Genomic DNA, 18531 nt, shown 5'->3' on the forward strand with positions numbered 1-18531 from the left:
CGAGCAAATGCCATGCGTGAAGCCGTCTTCGTTTCCACCGCCCGCACGCCGCTCACCAAGGCACACCGCGGCGAATTCAACATCACGCCGGGACCGACGCTGGCGGCCTTCGCGGTGCGTGCAGCGGTGGAGCGCGCCGGCATCGATCCCGGCCTCATCGAGGACGTGATCCTGGGATGCGGCAATCCGGAAGGTCGCCAGTCGCGCAATCTCGGCCGGCAGGCCGTCATCCGCGCCGGACTCCCCGTCTCCATCGCCGGCACCACGGTCAGCCGCTTCTGCGCCTCGGGCTTGCAAGCCATCGCGGACGCTGCGGCCCGGATCGTGATGGACGGCGATGCGGCGCTCGTGGCGGGCGGCATCGAGAGCATCTCGGGCCTGAAGCCGCCGGTTCCCGGCCTCGAGGGCGGCAGCGATCCGTGGATCGTCGAGCACAAGCCGGCGTTCTACATGGCGATGATCGACACGGCGGACATCGTGGCGCAGCGCTACGGCATCGGTCGCGAAGCCCAGGACCGCTTCTCGGCGCAGAGCCAGCAGCGCACCGAGGCGGCGCAGGAGGCCGGCCGCTACCGCGCCGAGATCGTCGCCGTCACGACCACGATGGCCGTCGCGGACAAGGCCACCGGGGCGGTCAGCGAGCGCGAGGTGACGATCGATCGCGACACCTGCAATCGCCCGGGCACCACGTACGAGGCGTTGGCAAAGCTGGAGCCGGTGAAGGGCCCGGGCAAGTTCGTCACCGCGGGCAACGCCTCGCAGCTGTCCGACGGCGCCGCCGCCTGCGTGATGATGGATTCGCGCGCCGCCGAGCGCGCAGGCCTCCAGGCGCTGGGCGCCTTCCGTGGCTTTGCCGTGGCGGGCTGCGAGCCCGATGAGATGGGCATCGGCCCGGTGTTCGCGGTCCCCAGGCTCCTCGAGCGCCACGGGCTGAAAGTCGAAGACATCGGTCTGTGGGAACTGAACGAAGCCTTCGCGTCGCAGGCGATCTACTGCCGTGACCGGCTCGGCATCCCGGACGAACTGCTGAATGTCGACGGCGGTTCGATCGCCTTGGGGCATCCCTTCGGCATGACCGGCGCGCGCCTGGCAGGACACCTGCTGATCGAGGGCAGGCGCCGGCGCACCAAGTACGCAGTCGTCACGATGTGCGTGGCCGGCGGCATGGGTGCCGCGGGACTCTTGGAGATTTTCTGAAGGGTCCATCGCGGGGCTCCAACACTGTTTGTCAACCAAGGAGACAAGATGATTTATCGCAACTTCATCGTGGGGGCGACCATCGCGGCGTCGACCGCATTCGGTTCGGCAGTCGCCCAGCAAGGCGTCACGAAGATCGTGGTGCCGTTCAACGCCGGCGGTGGCACCGACACGTACGTCCGCATGCTCGCCGAAGAGATGACCAAGCGCGACATGCGCGTCATCGTCGAGAACAAGCCGGGCGGCAGCGGCGTCATTGCCGCCGACTACGTCGCCAAGGCGAAGCCCGACGGAACGACGTTGATCATGTCGTTCGTCGGCATCCTGGGGACCAACAAGGTCCTGTTCAACAAGCTGCCCTACGACCCGCAGAAGGACTTCACCTCCGTGACGCAAATCGCCTACCAGCCGACCATCATCGTGGGTCGCACCGAGCTGCCCTATCGCAACATCAAGGAAATGGTGGAGTACGCCAAGGCCAACCCGGGCAAGATCAATCGAGGCTCTCCGGGCGCTGCGATCCTGAGCAACCTGGCGCCGGTCGCTTTCGAGAAGTCCATCGGCATCAGCACCAATCACATCCCGTTCAGCGGCGATGCCCAGGCGATCCAGGCCATGCTCAGCGACTCCATCGACATCTACGGGACCTCGATCACCAGCGCGTTGCCGCATGTCAAGAGCGGAAAGTTCCGCGTGCTGGGGGTCATGGACGCGCAGCGCCTGTCGCAAGTGCCCGATGCGCCGACCTTCAAGGAAATGGGCTACGACTTCAGCGCGCCGCTGAACTACTACCTCTCCGTGACAGGTGGTACGCCGAAGGACGTCGTGGACAAGCTGAACCGCGTCGTGAACCAGGTGATCGCCGATCCGGCTTTCGTCACGCGTGCACGGGCGCTGGGCCTGGAGCCGCGCGGCGGAAGTCCCGCCGACATGGACAAGACCCTCAAAGGTGAGATCGATCGCTGGGTACCAGTCGTCGAGAGCTTGAACATTCCGAAGATCTGAGTCGCATCGGATGCGAAATGAACAAGGGGCGCCGCGGCGCCCCTTGTCTCTCGCTTCGGCCTTGTGCAGCCGCGGGGTCACTTCATGCCAGGGCCTCGTGCGTGGCTTCTTCCCACACCACCTCGTGGCGCAGTGGCAGAGGATCCAGCTTGGCCTTGACCTGGCGAGCAATGTCCTCCTGGGCCGTTGCCGGCCTGCCGCTCAGCCGAACCGTGATCAGCGTGCCGAGCTTTTCGTGCGCAGCCAGGCTCACGTCTGCCGAGACGGCCAGTTCTCGCAGGAACGAAAGCAGGCGACGGACGGCGCGTTCGGCTGCGTCCTTGCGCAATGCCGGCTTGAACACCTTGCCCACGGCCGTGAGCGGGATGTCGTCGAGCAGGTAGAGCTGCGTCGGAACCGCGGCCCGTTCAGGCGTGCGGGCTGCCGCCCACTTCAGCAACTCTGCGGGCGTCACTTCCATGCCCGCCTTGAGCTGCACGTAGGCCACCGGCAGCTCGCCGGCGTAGCCGTCCGGCTCGCCCACCAAGGCCGCCACCGCCACCGCGGGATGTTCGTAGAGGACCTCCTCGATGCCGAGCGGATCGATGTTGTGGCCGCCGCGGATGATCAGGTCCTTCGCCCTGCCGGTGATCCACAGGTAGCCGTTGGCATCGATGCGGCCGAGGTCGCCGCTGTTGACCCAGCCCGGCTCGACGAAGGGCGCATCCGGGGCGCCGGTGACATACCCCGAAAACACGCCGGGTCCGGCCATCGTGACCACGCCGATCTTTCCGCTCTGACAATCGCGAAGCACCTTTCCCTTGTCGTCGACGTCCACCACGCGAACACGGCTGTAGGGCAACGGGTGCCCGACGGATCCCAGGTACACCGGTCGCTCCGGATAAGAGATCGTGTGGCAGCTGGACGCTTCCGTCATGCCATAGGTTTCGAGCACCGGCAGCCCGAACCGGTGCTGGAATGCGTCGGCCACGGGCACCGGGATCGTGGACCCGCCGCCGCTGACGGTTCGGATGCTGGAGACATCCGCTCCTTCCATCGGGACGTTGAGCACTGCACCCAGCACCGTAGGAACGGCGGCCAGCACTTCCGGCTTGTAGCGCTCCACCAGCTTCCAGATGTTCGGCATCGCGTTCTTGTTGCGCCAGCCTGCGGCGGACAGAACGACGAGCGTGCCGCCGGCGCACAGCTGCTGCAGCCCGTGGGTCAGCGCACCGCCCACATGGAACAGCGGCAGTCCCATCAGCAGCGTCGAGGCGGGGCGAGTCCGCCACATCAGTGCGATTCCCCACGCCTGGTACACCTGGTTGCCGTGGGTCAGGGGCACCAACTGCGGCACGCCGGTGGTGCCGCCCGTGTGGTAATAGGAGGCGACGTCAGTGGGTTGGAACGTGCGGCCGCTCACCAGCCGGTCGACGGGTTGCCTCGCCACCAGGGCATCGAAGTCGATCGTGCCTTCGGGTTGCAGGCCCGAGCTGCCGACCACCAGGACGGCCTTCAAGTCCGGCAGGTCGGCACTGAACGACTTCACCTTCTCCCAGGTGTTGAAGCCCTCGGCGGGACCCAGTGTGATCAGCACCTTCGTGCGCGCGGCTCGCAGGATGTGGGCAATGTGCCCGGGTTCCAGGAACGCGTTGACCGGGTTGGCGATGGCGGCCGCCTGGGTGCCGTAGAGCGCGTAGAAGGCCTGCGGCACCAGTGGCAGCAAGAGACTCACCACATCCTTCGGCTGCACCCCGAGCGAGTGCAGGGCATTGGCCACCTGTGTCACGCGGCCGATGAAGCCTTCGTGGGATAGGCGCACGGGGTCGTCCTCGGCGCTGGCATTCGCGAGGAACAGGATGGCGGGCGCCGTCGGGTCGATCTCGGCACCGCGTCGCAAGGCTTCGTAGGTGCTGGGCGCGGCGATGCGTTCGTCGTACGGCACGGATTCGAAGGCGCGGACGTCGGCGTCCGTCGCGAGGCTGGGCCACTGGTCTCCAATGACGCGGTCTAGCGAATGCAATCCGGGCATGGCTGTCTCACAAGGTTCTTATAACGGAATTGAGTCCGCCTCTCGGAATATCGCCAACTTTAGGCTGGATGCCTGTGCGACGTCAAGGAAACTCTGCTGGATCGGCAGGCATTGGAGTCCACTGGACGCAATGGATTCCATTCCGACACTATACTGGCTCGACCGGCTCGCGGTGGGCAGGTTTCCAGCAGGAGAAGAGATTGATCAAAGCTGCCGTCGTCGAGGCCTTCGGGGAGCCGCTCGCCATCCGCGAGATCGAGATCGCTGCACCGGGCCGCGACGAGGTGCTGGTGCGTACGGCAGCAGTCGGGCTGTGCCACAGCGATCTGCACTATTTGCAGGGCATGCGGAAGTTTCCGCTGCCAGGGGTCCTCGGGCACGAGGTGAGCGGGATCGTGGAAGCCGCAGGCGATGGCGTGAAAGACCTGAAGCCCGGCGACCACGTGGTCGGCGCACTGTCGGTGTTCTGCGGTACCTGCAAGCAGTGCCTCGGCGGCCGCTTCGCGCTGTGCGCCGATCCCGAGGTCAAGCAGCCGCCTGGCAAGGCGAAGCGACTCGCCCGCGAGGGGCAGACGGTCAGCCAGGTGTTCAACCTGTCGGGCTTCGCGGAAAAGCTGCTGGTGCACCGGAACGCACTCGTGAAGATCCGCGAGGACATGCCGATGGACCGCGCGGCGCTTCTCGGATGCGCCGTCATCACGGGCACCGGGGCGGTGTTCCGCGGCGCCCGGGTGCCTGCCGGCTCATCGGTGGCGGTAGTCGGGTGCGGCGGCGTGGGCCTGGCAACCATCAACGGCGCGAAGATCGCGGGGGCAGCGCAGATCATCGCGATCGACAACTTCACGTCGAAGCTCGAACTCGCCCGCAAGTTCGGCGCCACCGACACGATCCTTGCCAGTGATGGCGATGTCGTGGCGCGGGTGCAGGAACTGACCCATGGCGGCGTCGAGTTCTCGTTCGAGTGCATCGGGCTGCCAGCCACCGTGGAGCAGTGCTTCCGGATGCTGCAACCGGGTGGGACCGCCACGGTGGTCGGACTGTTCGCGCCCGGCGTGAAGGCGTCGATCGAGGGCTGCGAGTTCTTCCTCGAGAAAAAGCTCCAAGGGACAGCCCTGGGATCCGCACGCATCCGCGAGGACATTCCGCGCTTGGTGGAGCTCTACATGCAAGGGCGATTGAACCTCGACGACCTCGTGTCGCGCCGGATCCGGCTGGAGGACATCAATGAAGGCTTCGCCGCGATGACGCGCGGCGAAGTGGCGCGCAGCGTCATCGTGTTCGATACGGCATGACGCAGGAGATCCCACGTACGCCCGAGGCGTTCGCCAGCGCCAACGGCCTTCGGCTGTGCTATCAGACCTTCGGCGACCCGGCGCATCCGCCGATGGTGCTCATCATGGGAATGGGCGCGCAGATGGTCGGCTGGGACGAGGACTTCTGCGAGATGCTGGCGGGGCGCGGATTCTGGGTGATCCGCTTCGACAACCGCGACGCAGGCAGGTCGACAAACTTCCACCATGCGGGCATGCCGGACGTCGCCTCCGCGCTCACCCGGGCGTGGATGCGACTGCCGGTCACTGCGCCATACCTGCTCGACGACATGGCCTTGGACGTGGCGGGCCTGATGGATGCGCTGCACATTGAAGAGGCGCACCTGGTCGGCGCGTCGATGGGGGGAGGGATCGCGCAGGCACTGGCGATCCGTCGGCCTCAGCGCGTGCTGTCCCTGACCTCGATCATGTCGACCACGGGCGATCCGGCATTGCCGTCGCCCCAGCCGTCGGCGATGGCAGCGGTGTTCAAGCCGCCGCCGAACGATGTGCGAGGTTACGTCGCGCAGTACGTCCAGACGTGGAAGGTCCTGCGCGCCGGCGAGTTCCCCGAGGAAGAGGCGCGTGACCGCGCACGGGCGGCGCGCAACCATGAGAGGGGTCTCAATCCTGGCGGTGCTGCGCGCCAGCTGGTGGCCATCCTGGCTTCCGGCAGCCGTCGTCAGGCGCTGCGCAGGGTGGTGGCTCCCACGATGGTGATTCACGGCGACGCGGACCCGCTGGTACCTCTGGCCGCGGGTGAGGACACCGCGCGACACATTCCCGGCGCCGATCTGCTGGTGCTGGAGGGCATGGGGCATGCGATGCCGATGCGCTTCTGGCCGCGCATCGTCGAAGGCATCGTCCAGGTGGCGCGCTGAACGTTCGCCAGCACCGGCTTGCCTTGACAGGCGAGGTCGGTGAATCGAGAATGCCAAAATGGAACGTGTTCCACGAGACGACCCACCATGACAGCAGACTACACGCGCTACCGTTACCTGGACATCCGGCTGGAGCAAGGCATTGCCACGCTGGTGCTCAATCAGCCTGACAACCGCAATGCCATCCATGCCGAGATGCACGCGGAACTGGAGCAGGTCTGGCTCGACCTGGCGGCTGATCGCGAGGTCAACGTCATCGTGCTGACGGGAGCCGGCAAGATGTTTTCCGCCGGCGGCGACATCAAGCGCATGGTGAATCGCTACGGCACCGACGAGGGCTGGCAGTTCTCTATCGACACGCCGGCATCCACCAAGCGGCTGTTCCAGAACATCCTGGAGGTCGAGAAGCCCATCATTGCCGCCATCAACGGGGATGCGGTCGGGCTGGGCGCGACGCTGGCACTCTTCGCCGACTCGACCATCATTGCGGAGTCGGCGAAGTTCGGCGACTCGCACGTGAAAGTGGGGCTGGTCGCGGGCGACGGCGGGGCGGTGATCTGGCCGATCCTGGTCGGTCCGAACCGCGCGAAGGAGTTCCTGATGCGCGGCAAGCTCATGAGCGGCAAGGAGGCCCATGAGATGGGCCTGCTGAACCACGTCGTGCCGGCCGAAGAAGTCATGGCGCGCGCCATGGAGATCGCCCGCGAGCTGAACGAGCTGCCCCCGCTGGCGATTCGCTGGACCAAGCTGTCGATCAACAAGTGGATCAAGCATCAGCTCAACCTGATCCTGGACGCGTCGATCGCCTACGAGATGCTGTCCATCAACTCGCGCGACCACCACGAGGCCGCGAAGGCCTTCCTCGAGAAGCGTCCGCCAGTCTTCCAGGGCAAGTGAAGGCGGGCGTCATGGAAGCGAACACGCAGCAGCGCGATTGGAACGGGCTGTCGGACGAGGAATTCCGCGAAGTTGCAGCCGACTTCTTCGCCAGCCATGTGCCGCAACACCTGCGTCACCTGAGCCGTCGCCCGCGATGGGCGGAGGTCAAGGAGTGGTACCTCACGATGTCGAACCACGGTTGGCTGGTGCCGTCGTGGCCGAAGGAATGGGGCGGCATGGGGCTGTCGCAGTCGAAGGTGCTGGTGTATCTCGAAGAGCTGGAGCGCAGCGGCGCCCCGCGCGTCATGGACCAGGGGCTGATGAACATCGGCCCGTTGTTGATCGCGCGAGGGACTGACGAACAGCGCCAGCGGTTCCTTCCGAAGATCTTGTCGGGCGAGCACACGTGGTGCCAGGGCTATTCGGAACCGAACGCGGGCTCCGACCTCGCCAGCCTGCGTACGGAGGCGCGCATCGAAGGCAACGAGTTCGTCATCAACGGCCAGAAGATCTGGACCAGCGTGGCGTTCGACGCGAACCACATGTTCGCGCTCGTTCGCACCGACAAGACCGTCAAGAAACAGGCGGGCATCAGCTTCCTGCTGATCGACATGCGCCAACCCGGCGTGACCGTGCGTCCGATCCGCAACATCGCCGGCCATGATGAGCTGTGCGAAGTCTTCCTCGACAACGCGCGGACGCCGGTCGCCAACCTCGTGGGCGAGCTGAACCGCGGCTGGGACATCGCGAAGGCCTTGCTGGGCTTCGAGCGCATCTGGTCCGGGTCGCCGCGGCAGTCGATGCTGGCGCTGCTGCGCCTGGAGAAACTCGCGCGCGCGAATGGGAAGATGGACGACCCCGTGTTCGTCGACAAGTACACCCAGGTCACGATGGATGTGCTCGACAGTGCGTCCGCCTACGAGCGCTTCGCGCAGATCATGCGCACCGGCGGCAGCTTCGGCTTCGAGGTGTCCATGCTCAAGATATGGGCCACCGAGACCTGCCAGCGCGTCACCGAGCTGATGGTCGAGGCGGCCGGCGACCTCGGCGCGCTCGGCGGCGAAGTGGACGTGGACGGCGAAGCCATCGACATCCTGTACCCCTTCCTCGACTGCCGGGCCTTCACGATCTACGGCGGATCGAGCCAGGTCCAGCGAAACATCCTCGCCAAGAACGTGCTCGACCTGCCGGCCTGAGAAAACACATCACCATGCAGGACATATCGATCACGGAAGCCGCGGAACAGCAGCAGATGCTGCGCGACAGCGCTGCCGACTTCGTGCGCGGCCGCGCCGACATGAAGCAGCTGCGCGAGCGTCGTGGCACGCTGCCCGGCTACGACCCCGCGACGGTGCAGCAGATGGGCGAACTGGGCTGGTTCGCCATCCTCGTGCCGGAGGCGCACGGCGGCCTCGGGCTCGCCCTGGCCGACATGGCCGTAGTGCTCGAGGAACTCGGCAAGGGATTGATGGCCGAGCCGATGGTTGCCGCGGTGCTCGCGGCTCGCGTTCTGGAACACGGCACGAACGAGGCGTTGAAAGCGCGGCTCTTGCCCGGCCTCGCGGACGCGAGTGAACGTCCATGCGTCGCATGGCAGGAGGACCGGGGAGGTGTCGATGCGGCGGGCTCAGAAACGCGAGCGCGCATCGAAGGCGATGCGGTCGTGCTCACCGGCACGAAGCGTTTCGTGGCCGGTGCGGCCGGTGCGTCGGGCTTCATCGTGTCGGCGCAGTCCGATGCCGGCCTGAGCCTCTATTGGGTCGACGCAGGCGCGTCCGGTCTGTCGGTGCGCCACGAATGGCGGGCCGACGAGACGCCTTCGGGCGTGGTCGAGCTGGCCGGCGTTCGCGCCAGCGCGTCGGATGCGCTGTGCGCGCCCGGCGCCGAGTCGCACGCGGCGCTCGAGCGTGCCGTGGAAGAAGCGGCCGTGATGGCCAGCGCCGAGATGCTCGGCGTGATGGAAGCGGCGCTGCAGATGGCCCTCGGCTACATGCGCACGCGGGTGCAGTTCGGCAAGCCGATCGGAAGCTTCCAGGCGCTGCAACACAAGACCGCAGACCTGTATGTGCAGCAGGAGCTCTGCCGAGCTGTGCTCGACGATGCGGTGCGTGCGCTGGACGGCCGCGTGCCGGCGCAGGAGCGCAGCCAGCTGGCGAGTCGTTGCAAGGCGCGCGCCAGCGACGCCGGGCTGCGTGTGACGCGGGAGGTGATCCAGTTGCACGGCGCGATCGGCTTCACCGACGAATACGACGCCGGGCTGTACCTCAAGCGTGCGCTGGTGCTGTCGGCTTGGCTCGGCAACGCCAGCGCACACCGCCGCCGGTTCGCGCAGCTCGCGCGGGGTGCGGTGGCGGCCTAGACGCTGCGGCAGCGTGCCCGTCAGTCAGGCATGCGCTTCGCGATGAGCGCATCCACCGCCACGAGGCGGGGTCCTGCGCAAATCAGCGGATTGACGTCGAGTTCCGAGATTCGGTCGCGCTGGTCGTGTGCAAATTCTGAGATGCGTGCGACCACGTCGGCCAGGCGGTCCAGGTCGACCGGCTCCGCGCCTCGAAAGCCTTGCAAGGCCCGCTGGCCTCTCAACTCGGCCAGCATCTCGCGCGCTTCCTGCCGGTCCACGGGCGCCAGGCGAACCGCCGTGTCCTGCATCAACTCGACGAACACGCCGCCGAGACCCACGACCACCAGCGGTCCGAAATGCGGATCCACGCGCGCGCCGACCATGATCTCGGTACCCCGCGGCACCATGGGCTGCACCAGCACCCCGTTGATACGCGCCGGCGGCGACACCGCTTGCGCCCGTTCCATGACCGCGTCGAATGCGCTTCGCACATCGTCCTCGGTGCTCAGGTCCAGCCGGATGACGCCGGCCTCGGTCTTGTGCGGGATATCGGGCGATTCCACTTTCATGGCCACCGGCCATCCGCAAGAACGCGCGGCGGCCACCGCCTCTTCGGCGTTGCGGGCCAGTGCGTCGCGCACCACGGGTATGCCATAGCGCGCAAGGACCTCCTTGCCCTCGCGTTCGGTGAGCGTGGAGTTTGGCGCCAGGTCGATCAAGTTCCCGGCGAGTTCTTTCGAATCCGGACTCGACAGGCGGCTGATGTGTCGGCCTTCGTGCGCCAACCAGTCGGCGCGTCGGTGCCATGCGGCCAGCGCGGTCATGCAGTGCCGCATCGAGCGAAAGAGCGCGACGTGCTCGTTGTGCTGCGCCTCGGTCGCTCCGGGTCCTTCGAGGTGCTGCGTCAGCCACACCGCGCAGGAGATCTTGCCGTGATCCGCCGCGGCCCGGCCCATGATCTCGATCCGTGCCGTGGCCGGTGCGTAGGCGTAGGTGTGCGGCACGACCAGTGCGCCGTACTGCGGGTCGGCCATCAAGGCTTCGAAGCACTCGTGCAGATGCTCTGGCGTCGACAGGACTTGGGCCGTCATGTCGCACGGGTTGCCGGGCGCACCGTACTCCGGGATGAGACGCTCGAGCACTGCCATCGTCTGGGGCGCGGGATGCGGAAGGTCGATGCCCCCTTCCTCCGCCTTGTCGGCCAGCATGATGCAAGCGCCGCCCGACACGGCGGCCACTGCCACGCCGCGGGCCTTGGGCGCGGCTGCCTTGGCGAAGAAGGCGCAGGTGTCCAGCAGTGCTTCCACCTCGTCGACCATGACGATGCCGGCGCGCGCGAAGGCAGCGCGATAGGCGGCCTGCGAGCCCGCCACCGAGCCGGTGTGAGACACCGCGGCCTGCGCGCCTCGCTCGCTGGTGCCGAGCTTGTGCACCACCAGCGGCTTGCTCGCCTCGTGACACAGCTTTGCGGCCTGCAGGAAGCGTTGAGGATCGGCCATGCCTTCGAACAGGCAGGCCACGGCCTTGCATCCGGGGTCCGCCGCGAGGTAGGCCACCTGGTCGGCGACGTCGACGTCCACGGCGTTGCCGCAGGTGAGCATGTGGCTGAGCGACAGGCCGTGCTCCTGCGCCTGCGCCAGCGCCGCGCCGACCGCACCCGACTGGCTCACCAGCCCGATTGCCCCGTGTCGCGGGGCGCCCTTGAACGAGGCCGTGCCGAAGGTGCCGATGACGCCGAGCCCGTAGTTCATGTAGCCCACGCAGTTCGGCCCGACGATGCGCATGCCTGCCTCGCCGCCGAGCGCGAGCAGGCGCTGCTGCAACTGCGCGCGCTCGGCCTGCCCGGTCTCCGCATAGCCGGAGGCGAAGACGACCACGCCGCCGACGCCGCGGCGCGCGCATTCGGCGACCACCGATTCCACCGCATCGCGAGGCACGGCCACGAAGACGCAGTCCGGTGTCTCGGGCAGCGCGGCGATGGACGGATAGCAGAGTGTCTCGCCGATACGGTTGTACTTGGCGTTGACCATGTACATCGATCCCGCGAAGCCGCCGAGCCGGGCGATGTTGGCCCAGGTGATCGATCCGAAGGACGCGGGATTCGTCGAGACGCCGACCACGGCGATGCTGCGCGGCGCGAACGTGCGCTGGAGCTCGTCGGGCCGGTAGAGGGCGCGGGAAGCGACGGCGGTCATTTCGCAGGACCTGTCGTCACATTGTCTTGGCCAGGCCCAGGCCGGTGATCACCGGCGCCCACTTGTCATATTCGGACTGGATGAATTTGGCCAGGTCTTGCGGTGTGCCGCCTCGACGCACCACGCCCAGCTGGCTGGCGCGTGCCGCGAAGTCCTTGTCCTGGAGGATCTCGTTCACGGTCTTGTTCAGCTTCTCGACGGTGGCAGGCGGCGTGCCGGCCGGCGCCATGAGGCAGTACCAGGCGTACGCGTTGAGCGGGTGGCCGGCCTCTTGCAGGGTCGGCACGTCTGGCAACTGCTCCAGGCGCTGGTCGTCGAAAACGCCCAGCACGCGCAGCTTGCCGGCCTTCACGTGCGGCAACACGATCGTGAGCGAACCGACGTACACATCCACCTGGTCGCCCAGCAGCGCCTGGATCGCCAGGGGGTCGCCGGTGTAGGGGATGTGCGTCGTCTGGATGCCCGCCGCCTTGTCGAGCATCACGCCGGCGAGGTTGGTGATGTTCCCTGCGCCGACCGAGGCGCGATTGACCTTGCCCGGATTGGCCTTGGCATAGGCGACATAGTCCTTCAGCGTGCTGAACGGCGCACTGGCGCGCGCGATCAGGATGCTCGGCTGGTAGCCGATGTGCGACACCGGGGCGAAGTCCTTGGCGGGGTCGTACGGCATCTTCTGGAACAGCACGACATTGTTGGCCAGTGTGCTGTTGGAACCCATGAAGAGGGTGAGCCCGTCCGGCTTCGAGCGCGCCACGGCGTCGCCCGCGATCATGCCGGACGCGCCGGGCTTGTTCTCCACGAAGGTGTGGATGCCGCGCTTGGTCATTTCTTCGGCGATCAGCCTCACATAGCCGTCAGTGGCTCCGCCGGCATTGAACGGCACCACGATCCTGGTGATGTTGGCTTGCGCGAAGGCGCCGATACCGGTGACGAGAAGGGCGCTGCCGCACAGCACGCGGCGCATGAGGCGGGTGAACGACATGGCGATGCAGTCTCCGAATTGGAATAGGTCCGGCAACGTGTTCCGTCGCGTGGAAAGGCGTCCATTTTGGGCGGGAAATGCCATGATCGTCAAGCGTTGTTCCGTTTGACGAACCTGGTTCCATTTGCAAGAATCACTGTCAACCCGGGTGCACGACCATGAATCTGGAAGAAGCGGTACACCGGCCCGCCGCGCAGCGAGGCCGTGCCGCCAGACAGTGGATTCCGATCGACTGGATCGCTGTGGAGCGGGACTATCGGGCCGGCGTCCTGTCGCTGCGCGAAATGGCGCACAAGCATCGGTGCTCACACTCCTCGATCGCAAATTTTGCAGAGCGGCACGGTTGGATGCGCTGAACGCGAAGGCGCGCCTCGACTGATCCACCTCTCGTCGCCAGGGAGTCCCGTATGCGTCACACGGTCATCGCTCCTTTCGACAGGGCGGATCGAGCTCAGGCATTTCGCCGCGACTTAGGGCCACGGAGGGGGACAGGAACGACAAACGAAGAGCTCAGGCCTGCCTACCGGAGCGTGCGAACCAACAGCGAACAAGAACTGCTGCCAGGTGATTGACTGCCAAGTGTCGGTGTTCGCCACGGGAAGGAGTCGTCCGCCGCTCTCGGCTTGGCGGGGTGCCGCGATGCATCCACCGGCGTGGCCAACTTCGAGTCGCCTGTGGCATCGCGAAAGGGGCGCTGCTGCTGTTGGCCCACGGCCAAAGTTGAATGACGACCACCTCTCGGTTTGTGCAAGCCCAAGCGGGGCGCGTAGATCAACCCCATGCATACGTCAGCGGTGTGGCGCTCAGCTGACCTTCGACAACGACGACTCGTCGGCGGGACCCGGCCAGTTGCTGTCACTCACTCACCAAGAAAGGCGTGTCGCCAACGCCGGTCCCAAGGTACGGCAGACGGAGGTCTGCGACCCGTGCGTGGTGACAAAATCTCCGAAGCAGTCACTCATGACCTTGATGCCAGTCGGCATCAAGGGCCGGCGGTACGTCTGCGGAACCAAGGGAGCGCACTGGCGCTGCCGAGTCTGGAAGCGACGATCGACAAGCTTCGGCGAAGGACTGGTGATGGCCGCGACTGCGAGTTCGCGCCCGCGCGCGACAGCGGTCCTTCGATGGTGATCGCCTGGGTGGCCAATGGCAGCTGTCAGCGAGCTTTGGGAACACGCAGTCCCGGCCATTTTGCTGTCGTTGGTGAAGGTCAGTTACCCTAGGAAAGTCCGTCGTGGCTGGCTTGGCGTAGCAACTGCAGGCGGATCATCTCGGCCATCTCGCGCTGCGAGTCGAGCGGTGCCGACGAAAAGTCGCACATTGGATCTGCTGAGCCGCCCAGACCGAACAACTCGTCGATGGAGCCGATCGAGGTTTCCTGCGGTAGAGAGGCCGGATCGGGGCTCGCCGGCGCGAGCGGACCGGGAAGTGGCATCGCGAAGGGATCGAAGTCGTCCGGCAGGCGGCTGCCCGATTGTCCGGCTGGCGCGCTGGGACGTTGCGGAGGCGAAGGCGTCACCGACGGCAGGGGCGTCTCAGCAGGCGCTGGGACCGGCGCCAGCAGATCGGCGAAAGAATCCCCCTCTGCGGCGGCCCTCGCCGCCTCCCATCGCACCCCAATGACGTAGTCGCCAATATGAAGCACGTCACCGGCTGCGATCGGCGCTTGCTCGCCTGTGCCGAGCGCCCGGCCGTTGAGGGCGATCGCGCTGGCGCCGCGGTTGACGACGCCGTACCTGCCCCCGCCAAACACCACGGCCGCCTGGACCCGCGAAATCCTGCGCTCGATGTCAGGCAGCACGAGTGAATTGCTGTTGGATCGACCGATGGTGCCGCCGCGTTCGTCGAACGAAACCTCCACAGGTTGCGCCAGCGGTAGTCCGTTGCGAGCAAGCAGGGTCAGGATCGGACGCCTCGCTCCCCCCAGGAACTCCGGTCGCGGGAGATCGTCATCTTCGCGGGAACGGCCCGCCGGCACTGCGGTGGTTAGCGCGCGAGGCGGCGCCATTTTGGAGTGAGTCGCGTCGGCGAGCGCCGCGAGGTCAATCCACTGGTATTGGTCCAGGCCGGGTGGCAGGGGGGTCTTGTCCAGCAGGACGGGCACCAGGCGCTTTCCGGTCGCCAATGCTGCCCGATATTCGCGCTCCACTTCGCGCGAATCGCTCGAATGCCGGCACCAGAACAGGACTACGTACGTCGCCGTCCGCAGCGCCTCCTCGAGCTTGCCGCGCCACAACTCGCCCGGTTCGATGCTATCGAGATCGAGAAACACCATGCCGTGACCGCCAAGTCGCAAGAGCTTGATGATCGGGACAACAATGGGCTCGTCATGCCGGCTGTACGACACGAACACTTCGAATTCGGGCATCGGCTCTCTCCCATGGGCACCGACCACCTGCATGCTACCGACGATGGCCCGATGGATCCAGACGCTGAGTTTCGGAAGCTTCATCGGACGATCGCCACGACGCGAGCCCAGCGTCAGCAAGGTGTCGGCGGCGCCAGTTCGTGACCAACGGATGCAGCCGTTCGGCCCCGAATGTGTCGCGATCGTCGATCGGCATCAGCGAACGACCGCTGTCACCTTGACGTGGGCGAAGGTCAAGTGCCGAGGTAGACGGGTCGTTCGCCGGGAAAACCGCCGCCGGCTCCTATGGGTCGGTCACGCTCGGTCAGCCGCCGGATCTGGCAGACAGGAATGCGGCCCCGAGCGGCGCTCAACGGATGAGCGACAGGTTGTTGCCAGTCAGCCGTCGTAGGAACGCGCGAGTCGGTCGCCGGGGCCCGGCCACTTCCAGTCCCTCAAGCGGCGGGAAATTCACGTCGGCAACGACCGCTTTCAAGGGCGGCAGACATTGCTCGGGGTCCGCGCACGATTGGGCAGAACCCGCGACGCTTGCAGCTGAAGGCCAGCAGCTTGTCGTGGCCGCACTCGCCGCAGCGCAGCCTCAGGAAGCCGTGCGCCAGGATGCCGCACTCAAGGAAGGCGTCGAACTCGACCTTGATGAACCGCGGCAGCTCCGATCTGGTACTGGCCTCGGTGTGCGCGATGAAGCTGGCCGCATGCTGCTGCACCAGGCGGTACAGCGTGGTCTGCTCGGGGCGGATGGGCTTGCCGGCGACCGAGGTGGTTCCGGGCGACATCGTGCGACTCACCCTTGGGGCCGCGGTGCCGGCGGACGCGACCATGGTCACCGGCGCGGCGATGATCGATTCATCCATGCTCACGGGCGAGTCGCTTCCTGTCGAGGCGGGCCTCGACACTCCGTGCCCGGCTGCTTGCGGCGTTGCTGATCGCGGCTGGATACTCGATGGCGCTGCCTGCCAGCGACCTGGTTCGGCTAGCGCTCACGGCCCTGCTCGCGAGCATCCCGGTCGCACTGCCGGCGACTTTCACTTTGTCCGCGGCCTTCGGTGCGCGCGTCCTCGCGCAGCACGGCGTGCTGCTGACGCCGTTGTCGGCTGCGCACGAGGCCGCCGCAATGGATGTGCTGTGCGCCGACAAGACCGGAACGCTGACGCGTAACGCGCTGGAGGTGGTCGACGTGGTGCCACCCTACCGACTTGTCCCTTGACGATGCCTATCGGTGGAATATCATCGAAGAGGGCACTGAGGGTTCCGACATGAGCGCTGCGTCTGTCTCTGCCTTACTGTGGCCATTCGTATGTGGGAAGACTAGCTTCGTCGTCATGGGCGTCCGCCAAACAGGCGCGCCCGCAACGAACGACATCGAGGAGTCCACATGCCTTTCACGTCCATCGCGCGCGTCCTCGTAGGCGCCGCACTCGCGCTGTCACTCACCGCGGCAAACGCCGCCGTCAGCGTACGAACCATCCAGAGCAGCGGCATCGCGCGGCTGCAGGCGTTGCCGATGGCCGGCGGCGGCCTGCAGTCGCCCGAGCTCTCACCCGCCTTCGCCGGCCGCGAGGAAGACGAAGGCGTCGCCGCCCACGGCGGCAAGAGCGACGAGGCGCGCGACAAGAAGGCGCTGCGCGCGGCGACCAAGCGGGTCGTCAACCGATCGATCGCAACCGCACGCGGCCTCGGCGTCGGCATCGCGCCGGTCGGTGTCCAGCAGGGCGACGCGCTGAAGACCTGGGACGGGCTGCGCTTCTTCGACCAGCGCTTCGCCAACGGCGGCAATCAGTTCAGCGTCGAACCTCCCGACCAGGCGCTCTGCGTCAGCGAGCAGTTCGTCGTCGAGTCGGTCAATGACGTCATCCGCTTCTACGACAAGAGCGGCGTGCCGGTGAGTGGCGTCATCGACCTCAACACGTTCTACAGCTACCCGGCGGCGATCCAGCGCACGAATCCGCCGGTCTTCGGGCCGTTCATCACCGACCCAACGTGCTACTACGACCCGGATGTCCACAAGTTCTTCCACGTCGTCCTGACGCTCGACGTCAACGAGAAGACTGGCGCCTTCACCGGCGACAACCACCTCGATCTCGCCGTTAGCAACGACTCCGATCCGCGCAACGGCTGGACAATCTACCGGATCCCGGTGCAGAACACCGGCCTGCCGGCCGACACGCCGAACCATCCGAACTGCCCGTGCATCGGCGACTATCCGCACATCGGCGCCGACAAGTACGGCATCTACCTGACGACGAACGAGTTCCCGTTCGCCGGCGGCTTCAACGCGGCGCAGATCTACGCGCTGTCGAAGAAGCAGCTCGCGGCGAGCGCTGCCAACGTCAATCTCGTTCTGTTCGACACGAGCGAGTTCCGCTTCCAGGGCAATCCTGGCTTCACGGTCTGGCCGGCAGTCTCGCCGAGCCAGGACTACGAGACGCGCTTCGGCGGCGTCGAATACCTGATGAGCTCGGTCGCGGTATTCTCGCCGTCGGGCAACGGCAACCGCATCCGCGTTTTCGCGCTGATGAACACAAGTGCGATCGACAGCGATCCGTCACAGATCTCGCTGGTCGACACCGCCGTGCACGTCAGCCTCTACGGCGTTCCGCCGCCGGCGGCACAGAAGCGCGGGCCGGCGCCGCTCGGGGAGTGCCTGAACGACCGCTCGATCAACCTCGGCGGCGGCTTCATTGGATGCTGGCAGCTCTTCGTCGACCCGCCGGCGCCGACCGAGCTCGTCCCAGAGCTCGTCGACACCAACGACTCGCGCATGCAGCAGGTGTTCTTCACGGGCGGGCGCCTGTACGGCGCGCTCGACACGCCGGTCAACATGCCGGGCGGACGCCAAGCAGGGATCGCCTACTACGTGATCCGCCCGTATCCGCAGGCCGGCTCGCTGGCCGCGGTGCTCGAGAACGAGGGCAAGTTCGGCGTCGCCGGCAACAGCGTCAGCTACCCGGCGATTGCCGCGCTGCCCGACGGACGCGGGATCATCTCGTTCACGCTGGTCGGGCCGGACTACTACCCTTCGGCGGCGTACATCCGTTTCAACGCCAGCGGTCTGAACGGCAACGTTCGCGTCGCCGGCGCCGGCCTGGGCCCGGAGGACGGCTTCAGCGGCTACGTGTCTCTCGGCGATTCGACCGTTGCGCGCTGGGGAGACTACGGCGCCGCGGCGCTGTCGCAGGGCACGTTCTGGATCGCGTCGGAGTACATCGGTCAGGTCTGCACATTGCAGGAATTCCTGGCGACGAACTTCACGTGCGGCGACACGCGCGGGGCGTTCGGCAACTGGTACACGCGGATCTCCGCGGTGGCGCCTTGAGGCCGTGAGCCGCTCACCCACACGAGCGGTGCGAGAGAACGCGCCA

The 18531-nt window shown here is 66.5% G+C and carries 15 protein-coding genes; 10 read left to right on the forward strand and 5 right to left on the reverse strand.

The genetic code is table 11. From position 1 onward, the window contains the following. Positions 1 to 12: 12 nt before the first annotated feature. Together P7V53_RS10190 and P7V53_RS10195 are read left to right on the forward strand one after the other, a co-directional pair. Entirely contained in the window at positions 13 to 1197 is a 1185-nt protein-coding gene (locus tag P7V53_RS10190; protein ID WP_280155371.1) for an acetyl-CoA C-acyltransferase, read from the forward strand. Between the two features lie 48 nt (positions 1198 to 1245). Continuing rightward, positions 1246 to 2202 (forward strand): tripartite tricarboxylate transporter substrate binding protein, encoded by a 957-nt coding sequence (locus P7V53_RS10195; RefSeq protein WP_280155372.1) that lies wholly within the window; start codon positions 1246 to 1248, stop codon positions 2200 to 2202. Between the two features lie 82 nt (positions 2203 to 2284). Here the strand turns inward: P7V53_RS10195 and P7V53_RS10200 are convergent, their stop codons facing one another. Then, entirely contained in the window at positions 2285 to 4213 is a 1929-nt protein-coding gene (locus P7V53_RS10200; protein ID WP_280155373.1) for an acyl-CoA synthetase, read from the reverse strand. Between the two features lie 203 nt (positions 4214 to 4416). Between P7V53_RS10200 and P7V53_RS10205 the strand changes: the two genes are divergently transcribed. The 5 genes from P7V53_RS10205 to P7V53_RS10225 all read left to right on the forward strand — a co-directional run bounded on the left by P7V53_RS10205 (position 4417) and on the right by P7V53_RS10225 (position 9642). Next, positions 4417 to 5505, forward strand: a complete 1089-nt coding sequence (locus P7V53_RS10205; protein ID WP_280156480.1) for a Zn-dependent alcohol dehydrogenase — start codon at positions 4417 to 4419, stop codon at positions 5503 to 5505. Continuing rightward, positions 5502 to 6404, forward strand: coding sequence for an alpha/beta hydrolase (locus P7V53_RS10210; protein ID WP_280155374.1), 903 nt, complete (start codon positions 5502 to 5504; stop codon positions 6402 to 6404). Before P7V53_RS10205 ends, P7V53_RS10210 begins: the two co-directional genes overlap by 4 nt. Positions 6405 to 6491: 87 nt before the next feature. Further along, positions 6492 to 7301 (forward strand): enoyl-CoA hydratase-related protein, encoded by an 810-nt coding sequence (locus P7V53_RS10215; protein WP_280155375.1) that lies wholly within the window; start codon positions 6492 to 6494, stop codon positions 7299 to 7301. Between the two features lie 11 nt (positions 7302 to 7312). After that, positions 7313 to 8479: an acyl-CoA dehydrogenase family protein gene (locus tag P7V53_RS10220; RefSeq protein ID WP_280155376.1), complete on the forward strand. Its 1167-nt coding sequence runs from the start codon at positions 7313 to 7315 to the stop codon at positions 8477 to 8479. Between the two features lie 14 nt (positions 8480 to 8493). Next, the gene (locus P7V53_RS10225; RefSeq protein ID WP_280155377.1) at positions 8494 to 9642 is read left to right on the forward strand and encodes an acyl-CoA dehydrogenase family protein; all 1149 of its coding nucleotides are present in this window, start codon (positions 8494 to 8496) and stop codon (positions 9640 to 9642) included. 20 nt (positions 9643 to 9662) lie between these two features. Here the strand turns inward: P7V53_RS10225 and P7V53_RS10230 are convergent, their stop codons facing one another. Both P7V53_RS10230 and P7V53_RS10235 read right to left on the reverse strand, forming a co-directional pair. After that, entirely contained in the window at positions 9663 to 11819 is a 2157-nt protein-coding gene (locus tag P7V53_RS10230) for an acetate--CoA ligase family protein (protein ID WP_280155378.1), read from the reverse strand. Positions 11820 to 11835: 16 nt separating this feature from the next. Then, the gene (locus P7V53_RS10235; RefSeq protein ID WP_280155379.1) at positions 11836 to 12801 is read right to left on the reverse strand and encodes a tripartite tricarboxylate transporter substrate binding protein; all 966 of its coding nucleotides are present in this window, start codon (positions 12799 to 12801) and stop codon (positions 11836 to 11838) included. A 158-nt stretch (positions 12802 to 12959) separates the two neighbouring features. On the opposite strand from P7V53_RS10235, the gene P7V53_RS10240 reads away from it, so the two are divergent. Then, positions 12960 to 13157 (forward strand): hypothetical protein, encoded by a 198-nt coding sequence (locus P7V53_RS10240; RefSeq protein ID WP_280155380.1) that lies wholly within the window; start codon positions 12960 to 12962, stop codon positions 13155 to 13157. Positions 13158 to 14020: 863 nt separating this feature from the next. On the opposite strand, the gene P7V53_RS10245 is transcribed toward P7V53_RS10240, so the two are convergent. After that, a complete protein-coding gene (locus P7V53_RS10245) occupies positions 14021 to 15253 on the reverse strand; it encodes a TIR domain-containing protein (RefSeq protein ID WP_280155381.1) in 1233 nt (410 codons plus the stop codon). Between the two features lie 350 nt (positions 15254 to 15603). Next, positions 15604 to 16023 carry a transposase zinc-binding domain-containing protein gene (locus P7V53_RS10250; RefSeq protein WP_280155382.1) on the reverse strand — a complete coding sequence of 140 codons (420 nt, stop codon included), beginning with the start codon at positions 16021 to 16023 and terminating at the stop codon, positions 15604 to 15606. Here P7V53_RS10250 and P7V53_RS10255 point away from each other — a divergent pair. Together P7V53_RS10255 and P7V53_RS10260 are read left to right on the forward strand one after the other, a co-directional pair. Continuing rightward, positions 15908 to 16327, forward strand: a complete 420-nt coding sequence (locus tag P7V53_RS10255; RefSeq protein ID WP_280155383.1) for a hypothetical protein — start codon at positions 15908 to 15910, stop codon at positions 16325 to 16327. The genes P7V53_RS10250 and P7V53_RS10255 overlap by 116 nt on opposite strands. Before the next feature lie 217 nt (positions 16328 to 16544). Continuing rightward, positions 16545 to 18485, forward strand: coding sequence for a hypothetical protein (locus P7V53_RS10260; RefSeq protein WP_280155384.1), 1941 nt, complete (start codon positions 16545 to 16547; stop codon positions 18483 to 18485). Positions 18486 to 18531 lie beyond the last annotated feature (46 nt).

This window comes from Piscinibacter sp. XHJ-5, assembly GCF_029855045.1.
Classification (GTDB): domain Bacteria; phylum Pseudomonadota; class Gammaproteobacteria; order Burkholderiales; family Burkholderiaceae_C; genus Albitalea.